The organism is Streptomyces sp. CRN 30, assembly GCF_034105845.1.
Window position 1 is genome coordinate 1 of record NZ_JAVRHI010000187.1, and the last position, 13094, is coordinate 13094.

Consider the following 13094-nt stretch of genomic DNA (forward strand, 5'->3'; position numbering starts at 1 on the left):
CGCGCGGACCCACGGGCGTCAGGTTCCGTGGGTCCGCGCGCCACGCACCGGCCAGGGCGTGACCAGGTCCTACAGGTTGCCCCGCTTGGCCTGTTCCCTCTCGATCGCCTCGAACAGCGCCTTGAAGTTGCCCTTGCCGAAGCCCATGGAACCGTGCCGTTCGATCATCTCGAAGAAGACGGTCGGCCGGTCCTGGACCGGCTTGGTGAAGATCTGGAGCAGGTAGCCGTCCTCGTCCCGGTCCACCAGGATCTTCAGCTCGCGCAGGGTCTCCACCGGCACCCGCGTCTCACCGGCCCACTCCCCCAGCGTGTCGTAGTACGAGTCGGGCGTGTCCAGGAACTCGACGCCGGCCGCGCGCATGGTGCGTACCGTCCGCACGATGTCGTTCGTGTTCAGGGCGATGTGCTGGACGCCGGCGCCGCCGTAGAACTCGAGGTACTCGTCGATCTGCGACTTCTTCTTGCCGACGGCGGGCTCGTTGATGGGGAACTTGACCTTGAGGGTGCCGTCGGCGACGACCTTGGACATCAGCGCGCTGTACTCGGTGGCGATGTCGTCGCCCACGAACTCCTTCATGTTCGTGAAGCCCATGACCTTGTTGTAGAACCCGACCCATTCGTTCATCCGGCCGAGCTCGACGTTGCCCACGCAGTGGTCGACGGCCTGGAAGGTGCGGTGGGCGGGCGGCTCGACGATCGGGTCGGCGGCGGCGTAGCCCGGCAGGTAGGGGCCGTCGTAGCCGGTGCGTTCGACGAGGGTGTGGCGGGTCTTCCCGTACGTGGCTATCGCGGCCAGGACGACGGTGCCGTGCTCGTCCTTGATCTCGTACGGCTCGGTGACCGGGCGGGCGCCGTGCTCGACCGCGTAGGCGAAGGCGGCGCGCGCGTCGGGCACCTCGATGGCGAGGTCGACGACGCCGTCGCCGTGCGCGGCCACGTGGTCGGCGAGGAAGTGGCCCCGGTCGGTGGCGGGCTTGACGACGGAGGTGAACACGAAGCGCGCGGAGCCGTTCTCCAGCACGTAGGACGCGGTCTCGCGGCTGCCGTTCTCCGGTCCGGAGTAGGCGACCAGCCGCATGCCGAAGGCGGTGGAGTAGTAGTGCGCGGCCTGCTTGGCGTTGCCCACGGCGAAGACGACCGCGTCCATTCCCTTGACCGGGAAGGGGTCTGCCTGCCGTGCGGTGTCGGGAGTGTGGTCTGTGGTCTGCGTCATACGTGAAGCCTCGCCCGGCCCGCGCAAGGTGCGCAATAGTTCGCGTGATCGCTGGGCACTGTGTACGGCGGAGGGCGCGTTCCGCCGGGCTTTCTGTACAGGATGACCACCACTGAGGACGACGCGGAGGCTGCCGTGGGGATCGATCGTCTGGACGGACGGATCATCGTGCTGCTGGCCCGGGAGCCGCGGATCGGCGTCCTGGAGATGTCCCGGCGGCTCGGGGTGGCGCGGGGCACGGCGCAGGCCCGGCTGGAGCGGCTTCAGTCGAATGGCGTCATCCGCGGATTCGGTCCGCAGGTGGAGCCGGCGGCCCTGGGCTACCCGGTGACGGCGTTCGCGACGCTGGAGATCCGGCAGGGCCAAGGGCCGGACGTGCGGGAGCACTTGGCGACCGTGCCGGAGGTGCTGGAGCTGCACACGACGACCGGCAGCGGGGACATGCTGTGCCGGCTGGTGGCCCGTTCGAACGCGGATCTCCAGCGGGTGATCGACCGGGTCGTCGGTTTCGATGGGATCGTCCGGGCCGCCACCGCGATCGTCATGGAGAACCCCGTCCCGCTGCGGATCATCCCGCTGGTGGAACAGGCGGCCCGGGAGCCCTAGCACTCGTGTTCGGCCTGCCCGAGACCGGAGGTGACCGCGTGAACTTCTGGGACTACCTGGGCAACCGGCACGAGCAGCTTCTGATGGACGCGTACCAACACGCCAGCGCGGTCTTCCAGTGCATGGTCCTGGCGACCGTGATCGGGGTGCTGATCGGGGTCGTCACCTACCGCAGCGGCTGGGCGTCGGGGCTGGCCACGACCGGTACGTCGGTCATCCTCACCGTTCCGTCGCTGGCCATGATCGGTCTGCTGATCCCGGTGGTGGGCCTGGGCGTACCGCCGACCGTCGTCGCGCTGACCCTGTACGGGCTGCTGCCCATCGTGCGGAACTGCATCGTGGGCCTGCGCGGGGTCGACCCCTCGCTGGTCGACGCGGCGACGGGCATCGGGATGTCGCGGCTCGCCCGGCTGGTGCGGGTGGAGCTGCCGCTGGCCTGGCCGCCGATCCTCACCGGCATCCGGATCTCCACGCAGATGCTGATGGGCATCGCCGCGATCGCCGCGTACGCCTCCGGGCCCGGCCTCGGCAACGAGATCTTCCGCGGTCTCGGCTCGCTCGGCAGCAGCAACGCGCTCAACCAGGTGCTCGCCGGCACGCTCGGGATCGTCGTCCTCGCGCTGCTGTTCGACGCCGTCTATGTGCTCGTCGGGCGGCTGACCATCCCGAGGGGGACCCGTGTCTGAGACGTCCGCGCCCCCCGGGGAGGACTCCCCCACCGGCGCCACCATCGAGCTGGAGAACCTCACCAAGCGGTATCCGGGCAGCGCGCAGCCGTCCGTCGACTGCGTGAACATGGAGATCAGGGCCGGGGAGACGGTGATCTTCGTCGGCCCGTCCGGCTGCGGCAAGTCCACCACCCTGAAGATGATCAACCGGCTGATCGAGCCGTCGAGCGGCCGCATCCGCATCAACGGCGAGGACGTCACCGACATGGACCCGGTGCGGCTGCGCCGGAAGATCGGGTACGCCATCCAGTCGTCCGGGCTGTTCCCGCACATGACGGTCGCCCAGAACATCGCCCAGGTGCCGAGGATGCTGGGCTGGCCGAAGGCACGGATCAGGGACCGGATCGAGGAGATGCTGGACCTGGTCGGACTGGACGCGGCGGAGTTCCGCGGCCGCTACCCGCGCCAGCTCTCCGGCGGCCAGCAGCAACGCGTGGGCGTGGCCCGGGCGCTCGCCGCCGATCCGCCGGTGCTGCTGATGGACGAGCCGTTCGGCGCGGTGGACCCGATCACCCGCGACCACCTCCAGGACGAGCTGATCCGGCTCCAGCGCGAGCTGCACAAGACGATCGTGTTCGTCACCCACGACTTCGACGAGGCGATCAAGCTGGGCGACCGGATCGCCGTCCTGCGGGAGCGGTCGCACATCGCGCAGTTCGACACCCCCGAGGCGATCCTCACCAACCCGGCGGACGACTTCGTGTCCGGTTTCGTGGGCGCGGGCGCCGCCCTGAAACGGCTCAACCTCACCCGGGTCGGCGAGGTCGAGATCACCGACTACCCGACGGTGACCGTGGACGACCCCCTGCAGGAGATCTTCGGCAGGCTCCGCGGCAGCGGCACCAACGAGATCCTGCTGCTGGACAAGCGGGGCCGCCCCTACAAGTGGCTGCGGCGCGGTGACCTGATGCGCGCCCGCGGTTCGCTGGCGCGGGCGGGGACGCTGGTGCACGACACGGTGACCCGGGACGCCACGCTGCACGACGCGCTGGAGGCGGTGCTCACCGACGCCACGGGGCGGGTGGCGGTGACGGGGCGGCGCGGCGAGTACACGGGCGTGGTCGACATGGAGACGCTGATGAACTCGGTGCACGAACTGCTGGAGGCCGACCGGCTCGACGCGCTGGCCCACCAGCACGACCTGGAGGAGGCGAGGGCCCAGCAGACGCACACGGAGCAGGAGGGCTCGACCGACGGGGAGGAGAGGGCGTGAGGGGCCCCGGGACCAGGCGCGCCGAGGAGCTCGACGACCGGGGCGACGGCGCCCCGGAGGACACGTCGGCCGAGGAGGCCGACGTGCGTGACGTCGGACCGCCCGCCGTCCGTCCGCGCCGGGTCACCTGGCAGAAGCTGACCCTGCTGCCCGCGGTGCTGGTGGTGCTGCTCCTCGTCACCTGGCTGTGGTTCCGGCAGGCGGATCTGGACCCGATCTCCCGCAACGCGCTCTCGGGCGGCCAGGTGGCGAAGGCACTGCGCCAGCACGTCGAGCTGACCGTGATCTCCACCGTCTTCGTGCTGGTCATCGCGATCCCGCTGGGCGTGCTGCTCACCCGCCCGGCCTTCCGCCGGGCCACCCCGGTGGCGATGGCGCTCGCCAACACGGGCCAGGCGGCCCCGGCGATCGGCCTGCTGTCCCTGCTGGTCATCTGGCTCGGTACGGGACGCCTGGCGGCCCTGATCGGCATCATCGCCTACGCGGTCCTGCCGGTGCTCTCCAACACCATCGCCGGGCTGAAGGCCAACGAACCCACCCTGCTGGAGGCCGCCCGTGGCATCGGCATGTCCCCGTTCGGTGTGCTGACCCGGATCGAGCTCCCCCTCGCCGTACCGCTCATCCTCGCGGGCGTGCGCACCGCGCTCGTGCTGAACGTGGGCACGGCGACGCTGGCCACGTTCGGCGGGGGCGGCGGACTCGGCGTGCTGATCACCACCGGGATCACCAACCAGCGCATGCCCGTCCTGGTGCTCGGCTCGATCCTCACGGTCGCCCTGGCGCTGCTGGTGGACTGGCTGGCCTCGCTGGCCGAGGTGCTGCTGCGGCCCCGGGGTCTGGAGGCGGGCTCGTGAGGCGGGGGTGCGTACGGTCCGCCGTCGCCGTCACGGCGTCGGTGGTCCTGGCGGCCGGGTGCGGGCTGCACAGCGGGTCCCCGATGACGGACGACGTACGACCGGGCACCGTCGGACGGGGCGAACCGCTGAAGGGCGCCGCTCTGACGGTGACGTCGAAGTCTTTCACCGAGAGCCTGGTACTCGGCGCGATCATGGGCATCGCGTTCCAGGCGGCCGGCGCGGACGTCCTGGACCGTACGGGCATCCAGGGGTCGATCGGCGCGCGGGAGGCCGTGCGGACCGGGGACGCGGACGCCATGTACGAGTACACGGGCACGGCGTGGATCACCTACCTGGGCCACAGCGAACCCCTCACCGACCCGCGCCGGCAGTGGGAGGCGGTGCGCGACGCGGACGCGAAGGAGGGCCTGACCTGGCTGGAGCCGGCCGCCCTCAACAACACCTACGCCCTCGCCATGAACAAGGCCAACGCCGAGAAGTACGGCACGCGCACGCTCTCCGACGTGGCCGCGCTCAGCAGGTCGGACCCCGGAGCCGTGACCCTGTGCGTGGAGAGCGAGTTCGCCAACCGCGCGGACGGGCTGCCGGGCATGCAGGAGGCGTACGGGATGCGGCTGCCCGCCGGGAACCGTACGCAGATGGACACCGGCATCGTCTACACCCAGGCGTCGAAGGGCAGCTGCACCTACGGGGAGGTGTACACCACGGACGGGCGCATCAGCTCGATGGACCTGGTGGTGATGGAGGACGACAGGAAGTTCTTCCCCAACTACAACGCGACCCCCATGATCAACTCCGACACGTACCGGCGGCATCCGGAGGTGGCCGAGGTGCTGGCCCCCATCACCAGGAAGCTCGACAACGACGTGGCCCGGACGCTGAACGCCCGGGTGGACGTGGACGGCCAGGATCCGCATCAGGTGGCGCTGGAGTGGATGGTGGAACAGGGGTTCGTAGTGGAGGAGGACTGAGGGCGGTGCTCCGTGCGGGGCCCGCCCGGAGGGAACGGCCGCTCAGCAGCTGGGGACCGACCCCTCGCCCTTCTCCAGGGCCACCAGTGAGCTGACGGCGCCCTTCAGGGTCGTCACCGGGATGAGGCGCAGCCCGTCGGGGAGGTTGGACTGCGCGTCCGAGCACTCCGCCCGCGGGACCAGGAACACGGTGGCGCCGTCCCGGCGCGCGGCCTGGGTCTTGAGGGGCACCCCGCCGACCGGGCCGACGGTGCCGTCGGTGTCGATCGTCCCCGTGCCGGCGATGACACGGCCGCCGGTGAGGTCGCCGCCGCGGCCGTCGCCGTCCAGCTTGTCGATGATGCCGAGCGCGAAGAGCAGGCCGGCGCTGGGGCCGCCGACGTCGGACATCTCCAGGGTGACCTCGACGTCGTCACCGTCCTCGCCCAGGTACGAGAGCGCCGCCCGGGTCGCCAGGTCCTGGGACTCCTTCATCTCCGCCTGGTTGTACCGCGCGATCTCCTCGGCGTCGCCGCCGCTCGGGTAGACCGAGTCGCGCGGCATTACCGCCCGGTCCGTGCGGAACCAGCCGTCGAGCACGTCGGTGAGGCCCACGCGCGCCTCGTACCCGGTCGCCTCGATCGTCGTCATCCGCAGCTGCCCGCTCGTCTCCCGGGTCGCCGCGCCGTCGATGGTGATCACCGGGGCGCCCTTCTTCTCGCCCAGGACATCCGCCGTCAGGCCGGGCTGCGCCAGGGAGAACGGCAGTGGCGCGAACGCGGCAGCGGCGAGCAGGGCCACGACCGGCGCGGCGCAGACGGCGACGGCCCGGGAGCGGGGAAGCCGGGAGAGACGAGAGATCACGGGGTCAATCTAACGCGCGGGCGACCGGCCGCCGCCTGCCGGTCGTGCCACGGGGCCGGGCGGCCCGCGGATCCGGTCAGTTCACGTCCACGTCCGCGAAGGCGTCCAGCATCCGTGTCAGCACCCTTATGCAGGTGTCCACGTCCGCGCCGGTCAGGTCGCCGTCCACCTTCTTGAGCAGCGCGCTCTCGCGGGCGATCACCGTGTCGATGGCCGTGCGCCCTGCGCCGGTCAGCCGGATCAGCGAGGACCGCTGGTGCGCGGGGTTGGGGACGGCCTCCACGAAGTCGTGGGCCGCCGCCTCGTTCACCATGCGCTGCACGAACTGCCGGCTGATCGCCTGGGCGCGGCCCATCTGCGGGACGGTCATCGGCCCGTGCGTGCGCAGGAGGTCCAGAACGGCGCGCACGCCGACCGACAAGCCCTCGAGCGGTTCATTGAGCTCCACTTTGCGCGTCACGCGCCGGTACAGGGGGCCGAGCACGGCGAACACCTCGTACAGGCGGGGAGCGAGGTCGTCGGGCGGGAGGGGGGCGTCCTGGTCGGTACTCACCGGAACAGGATGACACCTTGGTTGCCAAGTCGGGGGACTGATGACACCTTGGTTGTCATGACACTGGATGCCGCTCACTCCGAGACGCACACGTTCGCCTCCCACGACGGCCCCCTCGCCTACCGCGACACCGGGGAGGGCCCACCGCTCGTACTGCTGCACAGCGGCTTCGTCGACCACCGCGCGTGGGACGCCCAGATCCCCGTGTTCGCCCGGGACCACCGCGTGATCGCGCCGGACGCGCGCGGGCACGGCCGGTCCGCCAACGCGAGCAAGCCGTTCCGGCCGACGGACGACCTGGCCGCGCTGCTGCGCCACCTGGACGTCGGCCCCGCGGTCCTGGTCGGCGTGTCGATGGGAGCCGGCACCGCGGTCGACACCGCGCTGGAGCACCCCGATCTCGTGCGCGCGCTCGTCGTCAGTGGCGCGGGGACCCACGAACCCGAGTACTCGCACCCCTGGACGCTGGAGCTCAACGCCCGGTGGGCCCGCGCCATGGCGGCCGGTGACGTCGAGGGCTGGCTCGACGCGTTCGCGCTCGCCGTATCCGGTCCGCACCGCGCGCTCGACGACGTCGATCCCGACATCGTGCGGAAGGTGCGGGAGATGGCGTGGGGCACGATCTCCAAGCACACCGCCGGTGAGACCGACTGGACCGTCCCCGTGACCGACACCTGGGCCAGGGCCGCGGGCATCACGGTCCCCGTCCTCGCCGTCAACGGGGCCCTCGACGCGGCCGACCTCATCGGCAACGCGGAGCGCCTGGTGGCCACGGTCGCGGGCGAGAGCCGTACGGTGACGCTGCCGGACACCGGCCACTATCCGCACATGGAGCGGCCGGAGGCGTTCAACGCGGTGCTGCTGGAGTGGCTGGCGTCGCTCGACGCGTGAGGGGCCGGAGAGGGCGGGCCGCCCGGCTCAGCGCAGCGCCTCGGCGACTTCCTTCGCCGCGTCGACCACGCGCGGGCCCACCCGCTCCGGTACGGCGTCCGCCAGCATGACCACGCCGACACTGCCCTCGACGCCGGTCACCCCCAGCAGGGGGGCGGCGGCCCCGCTGGCCCCCGCCTCCAGCTCGCCCTGGGTGAGCGTGTAGCCGGGCTCGGCGACCGGCTGCCGCCGGGCCTCGAGGATGGCGCGGCCGGCGGCGCCCCGGTCCAGGGGGTGGCGGAAGCCGGGGCGGTAGGCCACGTGGTAGTCGGTCCAGGTCGGCTCGACGACCGCGACGGCCAGCGCGTCGGCGCCGTCGACGAGGGTGAGGTGCGCCGTCGCCCCGATGTCCTCGGCCAGCGACCGCAGCGCCGGCAGCGCGGCCTCCCGGACCAGGGGGTGCACCTGGCGGCCCAGCCGCAGGACACCGAGGCCGACCCGGGCCCGGCCGCCCAGGTCACGGCGGACGAGTGCGTGCTGTTCCAGGGTGGCCAGCAGCCGGTACACGACGGTCCGGTTGACGCCGAGCCGGTGGGACAGCTCGGTCACGGTCAGGCCGTGGTCGGTGTCGGCGAGCAGTTTCAGGACGCGCAGTCCCCTGTCGAGGGTCTGGGAGGTCTCCGCGGTCACGACGCCCACTCCTTCGTGGTGAGGGCGGCGGCCTCCGTCGCGGCGGATGCACCGCCGGTCCCGTCGGCGACGCGCTTCGAAGGCCGCCGGTCGGCTGAACCCGGACTCGGTGCTCCCCGGGCGGAGTCGCTTCACGGCTGGGCTCCGCGGCGGCGCTGCCACGGGGCGTAAGCGTGTGGTGACAGTAGCGAGTGGGTCCGCTCAGCGGAAGTCTCCGTCCAGAATCCGGTCACACCACCGTACGGATCACTGCCGTTCGTCCCGGTATACGACAGGGCGCGCGGTGCTCGACACAAGCACCACGCGCCCTCACACGCCTCACGCGCTCTCGCACGCCCCCACGCCTCCGCGGGCGTCACCGTCACCGCATCCGGGTCGCCCACTCCTGCACCTTGGCGATGCGCTGGCTCAGCTGACCCGCCGTGGCCTCCGCGCTCGGCGGTCCACCGCACACCCGGCGCACCTCGTTGTGGATGACCCCGTGCGGCTTGCCCGACTGGTGCGAGTACGCGCTGACCATGGTGTTCAGCTTCTTGCGCAGCTCCAGCAGCTCCTTGTGGGTGACGACGGGCCGCCGCTCGGCCGGCAGCTCCACCAGGTCGGCCTCGGAGTCGGGCTTCTTCTTGCTGTGGGCGATCTGGCGGGCCTGCCGCTTCTGCAGCAGCAGCTGCACCTGGTCGGGCTCCAGCAGCCCCGGGATGCCGAGGTAGTCCTGCTCCTCCTCGCTGCCCGGGTGCGCCTGCATGCCGAACTCGGCGCCGTTGTACATCACCCGGTCGAAGACGGCGTCGGACTCCAGCGCCTCGAAGGGCAGCATGTCCTGGTCGCCGGTGTCCTCGTCCTGCTCCCGCTCGGCCTCCTTGAGGAGCTTCTCCTCCTCCGCGTACGGGTCCTCCTCGCCGCCCTTCTTGGGCTTGTCGAGGACGTGGTCCCGCTCCCGCTCCATCTCGTTGGCGAAGGAGAGCAGGTCCGGCACGGTCGGCAGGAAGACGGAGGCCGTCTCGCCGCGCCGCCGGGACCGTACGAAACGGCCGACGGCCTGGGCGAAGAAGAGCGGCGTGGAGATGGTGGTGGCGTACACCCCGACCGCGAGCCGCGGCACGTCGACGCCCTCGGACACCATGCGGACCGCGACCATCCACCGGTCGTCGCCGGCACTGAACTGGTCGATGCGGTCGGAGGCCCCGCTGTCGTCCGACAGCACCAGGGTCGCACCGTGCCCGGTGATCTCCCGGATCAGCTTGGCGTACGCGCGCGCCGAGTCCTGGTCGGAGGCGATGACGAGCGCCCCCGCGTCCGGGATGGCCTTCCTGACCTCGGTCAGCCGCTGGTCGGCGGCGCGCAGCACGCTGGACATCCACTCGCCCCGCGGATCCAGCGCCGTACGCCAGGCCTGGCTGATGGCGTCCTTGGTCATGGGCTCGCCGAGCCGGGCCTCGATCTCGTCGCCCGCCTTGGTGCGCCAGCGCATGTTGCCGCTGTAGGAGAGGAAGATGACCGGCCGGACGACGTTGTCGGCGAGGGCGGACCCATAGCCGTACGTGTAGTCGGCGGAGGACCGCCGGATCCCGTCGGACCCCTCCTCGTACGCCACGAAGGGGATCGGGTTGGTGTCCGACCGGAAGGGCGTACCCGTGAGGGCGAGCCGGCGGGTGGCGGGCTCGAATGCTTCGAGACACGCCTCACCCCACGACTTCGAGTCACCGGCGTGGTGGATCTCGTCCAGGATGACGAGGGTCTTGCGCTGCTCGACGCGGTTGCGGTGCAGCATGGGCCGCACGCCGACGCCCGCGTACGTCACGGCGACGCCGTGGTACTCCCGGCCGAGCGGCCCCGCGCTGTACTCGGGGTCCAGCTTGATCCCCACCCGCGCGGCGGCCTCCGCCCACTGCTTCTTCAGGTGCTCGGTCGGTGCGACCACGGTCACCTGCTGCACGACGTGGTGGTGCAGCAGCCAGGAGGCCAGCGTCAGCGCGAAGGTCGTCTTGCCGGCGCCGGGCGTGGCCACGGCGAGGAAGTCACGCGGCTGCTGCTGGATGTACCTCTCCATCGCCCCCTGCTGCCAGGCACGCAGCTTGCCGGCGGTGCCCCAGGGAGCGCGGCCGGGGAAGGCGGGAGAGAGGTGGTGCGATGTCGGGGTGCTGGGGGCGGTGGTAGTCACGGTCTCCGGGTCTATGGGGGTAGAGCGGCTCGGTCACGTATGACAACCGGGCCACCCTACCGGCGCCGGGGAGACGGTCCGGCGTGAACGACGCGGGGTGTGAGGTGGATGGGATCCACCTCACACGGGGACGCGGTCAGCGCGCGAAGCGCGGGAGCTGGGCGGCGATCTTGGGTACGTCCAGGGCCCCCTGGCAGACGTCCAGCACGAATGTCTCGGCCTCGTCCACATCGAAGCCGGCGTCCAGGGGATGCCCGTTCAGGTGCAGGAAGACCCAGGTCGCGTACCAGGCGATGCGCTTGTTCCCGTCGACGAGGGCGTGGTTGCGGGCGAGGGACTCCATCAAGGCCGCAGCCTTCTGCCACACGTCCGGATAGGCGTCCTGTCCGAACACGCTCGACTGCGGGCGGGCGAGTGCCGAGTCCAGGAGCCCGTAGTCGCGCACCTCGGCCACCCCCAGCCGCTCGGTCAGGTTCAGCAGCTGGGGCAGCGCGAGGTAGTGCATCAGGCGAGCCTCTTGTTCAGCTCGGCGCTGACCTTCAGCACGTGGTCGGCCGCTTCGTCGAACAGCCGCGAGTGTTCGTTTATGGCTGCCATCACCGCGTCGTGCGCGAAGGTCTGCATGCTGCGCCCCTCCGCTGCCGCGCGCTCGCGCAGCGCGTCCAGTTCCTCGTCCGTGAATCGCAGGTTCAGTCCGGCCATACTTCAACGGTACCGTCCGGTACCACCTGGTGTCAGCGGGATACCGCCCGCACCCTAGTGGTCACCCACGCCCCCACCAGCGCCACCACCGCCATCGGCAGGAACACCGCCGCGAAGGCCGCCGGGTGGGAACCCGTCGCGGCGTCGGCCGTGGTCACCGCGTGGCCCGCCGCGCCGCCCCCGAGGGCGGCGAAGGCGGCGCCGCCCGCGGCGAGGAGCAGCACGTTGGACAGCCCGTCGGAGATCTGCAGCGCGGCGGAGTTGTTGCCCGCCTGCTCCGGCGCGGAGAGCTTGAGCAGCAGCACGCTCGTGGAGGAGATCACGAGCCCCATCCCGAGGCAGCCGAAGCCCCAGGCCACGGCCACGGTCCAGACCGGCACCGCCTCGATGAGCACGCTCGGCGCGGTGGCGATCGCCGCGGCGACCAGCACCATCCCGGCCGTCATCAGCCGCTCCCGGTACGGCTCCACGCGCGGCCGCGACTGCACGTACGAGCCCAGCGCCCAGGTGGCCCCGCCGGCCGCCAGCGACAGCCCGGCGAGCGTCGGCGACAGCCCCCGCTGGGTGACCAGCATCAGCGGTACGAAGGACTCGGCCGCGATGAACGACCCGGCCGCCACCCCGCGCAGCAGCACCACGGAGGGCAGCCCGCGCGCCGCCCGGTAGGTGCCGCGCGGCAGCAGCCCCAGCACCGCAGGGACGAGCAGCGCGGCACCCGCCACGAGCGGCACGACCGACAGCCACCGCAGGTCCTGCGCGGCGTACTGGAGCAGCGCCGCGCCGATCGAGATCGCGAACGCGAGACGGATGCGGCGCCGGTCGAAGGGGGCGGGCACGGCGCCGTCGGGCGGCCCGGAGGCCAGCCGCCGTATCTGCGGCAGCGCGAGCCCCAGCGGCAGCAGCACCAGTACCGGGATGCCGAGGAACACCCACCGCCAGCCCAGGTGCTCGGTCACCGCGCCCGCGGCGAGCGGGCCGATCACGGACGGCAGCACCCAGCACGCCGCGAACGCCGCCATGATCGCCGGCTGGAGCTTCGGCGGGTAGGCCCGCCCCACGACCACGTACAGCGCGACGATCACCAGTCCGCCGCCGAGCCCCTGCACGGCCCGGCCGAGGATGAACATCCACATCACCGAGGCGGTCCCGGACAGCAGCAGCCCCACCCCGAAGGCGGCGATCCCGGTCGCCAGGGACCCGAGCGGCCCCTTCCGGTCCGACCACTGCCCGGCGAGCACCATCCCGAACAGGCTCGTCGTGAAGTACCCCGAGAACGCGAACGCGTACAGCGACACCCCGTCCAACTCCCGCGCCGCCACCGGCATCGCCGTCCCCACGGCCGTCGCCTCGAAGGCGATCAGCAGCACGACGGAGACGATGCCGATGCTGAGGGCACGGTAGGAACGGCCGAGCACACCCTCACGCTCGGTGGTGGTGACGGTGGGGACGGGCGCGGGTTCGGCCGCTTCAGCCTCGTTCGCCTCGTTCACCTCGTTCGCCTCGTTCGCCTTGTCCGCCTTGTCCGCCTTGTCCGCGACGTCTGTGTCACGTGGTTCACGGGTGCTCATGGACGTCAGGGTAAGGGTCGCTGACGGCGTTGACTCCTGTCGGAGGTCGCCGTTCCCGCGGGACCTTGGTCCTACGACTGCGGGCTCGTCCCACGCTCGCCCCCCGCTCACTCCGCT

At 71.6% G+C, this 13094-nt stretch carries 14 protein-coding genes; 6 read left to right on the top strand and 8 right to left on the bottom strand.

The genetic code is table 11. The features are described 5' to 3' along the window. Positions 1-69: 69 nt before the first annotated feature. On the bottom strand, positions 70-1215 hold the full coding sequence (gene hppD, locus UW392_RS19400) for a 4-hydroxyphenylpyruvate dioxygenase (RefSeq protein ID WP_320776297.1): 1146 nt from the start codon (positions 1213-1215) through the stop codon (positions 70-72). Positions 1216-1350: 135 nt separating this feature from the next. On the opposite strand from hppD, the gene UW392_RS19405 reads away from it, so the two are divergent. The 5 genes from UW392_RS19405 (at position 1351) to UW392_RS19425 (ending at position 5590) form a co-directional block, all read left to right on the top strand. Further along, the gene (locus tag UW392_RS19405) at positions 1351-1821 is read left to right on the top strand and encodes an Lrp/AsnC family transcriptional regulator (RefSeq protein WP_320776353.1); all 471 of its coding nucleotides are present in this window, start codon (positions 1351-1353) and stop codon (positions 1819-1821) included. Between the two features lie 38 nt (positions 1822-1859). Beyond that, positions 1860-2507, top strand: a complete 648-nt coding sequence (locus UW392_RS19410) for an ABC transporter permease (RefSeq protein ID WP_320776298.1) — start codon at positions 1860-1862, stop codon at positions 2505-2507. Then, positions 2500-3762: a betaine/proline/choline family ABC transporter ATP-binding protein gene (locus UW392_RS19415; RefSeq protein WP_320776299.1), complete on the top strand. Its 1263-nt coding sequence runs from the start codon at positions 2500-2502 to the stop codon at positions 3760-3762. Before UW392_RS19410 ends, UW392_RS19415 begins: the two co-directional genes overlap by 8 nt. An 83-nt stretch (positions 3763-3845) precedes the next feature. Further along, positions 3846-4616 carry an ABC transporter permease gene (locus tag UW392_RS19420; protein WP_320776354.1) on the top strand — a complete coding sequence of 257 codons (771 nt, stop codon included), beginning with the start codon at positions 3846-3848 and terminating at the stop codon, positions 4614-4616. Between the two features lie 83 nt (positions 4617-4699). Further along, the gene (locus UW392_RS19425; RefSeq protein WP_320776355.1) at positions 4700-5590 is read left to right on the top strand and encodes a glycine betaine ABC transporter substrate-binding protein; all 891 of its coding nucleotides are present in this window, start codon (positions 4700-4702) and stop codon (positions 5588-5590) included. Between the two features lie 42 nt (positions 5591-5632). Here the strand turns inward: UW392_RS19425 and UW392_RS19430 are convergent, their stop codons facing one another. Both UW392_RS19430 and UW392_RS19435 read right to left on the bottom strand, forming a co-directional pair. Next, positions 5633-6433, bottom strand: coding sequence for a S16 family serine protease (locus UW392_RS19430; protein ID WP_320776300.1), 801 nt, complete (start codon positions 6431-6433; stop codon positions 5633-5635). A gap of 76 nt (positions 6434-6509) precedes the next feature. Further along, entirely contained in the window at positions 6510-6986 is a 477-nt protein-coding gene (locus UW392_RS19435) for a MarR family winged helix-turn-helix transcriptional regulator (RefSeq protein ID WP_320776301.1), read from the bottom strand. A 57-nt stretch (positions 6987-7043) separates the two neighbouring features. On the opposite strand from UW392_RS19435, the gene UW392_RS19440 reads away from it, so the two are divergent. Further along, positions 7044-7877: an alpha/beta hydrolase gene (locus UW392_RS19440; RefSeq protein ID WP_320776302.1), complete on the top strand. Its 834-nt coding sequence runs from the start codon at positions 7044-7046 to the stop codon at positions 7875-7877. 27 nt (positions 7878-7904) lie between these two features. On the opposite strand, the gene UW392_RS19445 is transcribed toward UW392_RS19440, so the two are convergent. The 5 genes from UW392_RS19445 to UW392_RS19465 form a co-directional block, all read right to left on the bottom strand. Then, positions 7905-8546 (bottom strand): IclR family transcriptional regulator, encoded by a 642-nt coding sequence (locus UW392_RS19445; RefSeq protein ID WP_320776303.1) that lies wholly within the window; start codon positions 8544-8546, stop codon positions 7905-7907. Between the two features lie 361 nt (positions 8547-8907). Continuing rightward, a complete protein-coding gene (locus UW392_RS19450) occupies positions 8908-10707 on the bottom strand; it encodes a DEAD/DEAH box helicase (RefSeq protein ID WP_320776304.1) in 1800 nt (599 codons plus the stop codon). A gap of 136 nt (positions 10708-10843) precedes the next feature. Next, complete coding sequence (locus tag UW392_RS19455) at positions 10844-11212, bottom strand: type II toxin-antitoxin system death-on-curing family toxin (protein WP_320776305.1); 369 nt, start codon at positions 11210-11212, stop codon at positions 10844-10846. Beyond that, positions 11212-11409 (bottom strand): hypothetical protein, encoded by a 198-nt coding sequence (locus UW392_RS19460; protein ID WP_320776306.1) that lies wholly within the window; start codon positions 11407-11409, stop codon positions 11212-11214. The genes UW392_RS19455 and UW392_RS19460 overlap by 1 nt, the downstream gene beginning before the upstream one ends. 32 nt (positions 11410-11441) lie before the next feature. Further along, complete coding sequence (locus UW392_RS19465; protein WP_320776307.1) at positions 11442-12977, bottom strand: MFS transporter; 1536 nt, start codon at positions 12975-12977, stop codon at positions 11442-11444. Positions 12978-13094: the final 117 nt, after the last annotated feature.

Excerpts from the sequence above, each read along its gene's own strand:
- hppD (WP_320776297.1), bottom strand. The coding sequence starts at position 1,215 with ATGACGCAGACCACAGACCACACTCCCGACACCGCACGGCAGGCAGAC.
- UW392_RS19425 (WP_320776355.1), top strand. The coding sequence starts at position 4,700 with ATGACGGACGACGTACGACCGGGCACCGTCGGACGGGGCGAACCGCTG.
- UW392_RS19440 (WP_320776302.1), top strand. The coding sequence starts at position 7,044 with ATGACACTGGATGCCGCTCACTCCGAGACGCACACGTTCGCCTCCCAC.
- UW392_RS19455 (WP_320776305.1), bottom strand. The coding sequence starts at position 11,212 with ATGCACTACCTCGCGCTGCCCCAGCTGCTGAACCTGACCGAGCGGCTG.
- UW392_RS19460 (WP_320776306.1), bottom strand. The coding sequence starts at position 11,409 with ATGGCCGGACTGAACCTGCGATTCACGGACGAGGAACTGGACGCGCTG.
- UW392_RS19465 (WP_320776307.1), bottom strand. The coding sequence starts at position 12,977 with ATGAGCACCCGTGAACCACGTGACACAGACGTCGCGGACAAGGCGGAC.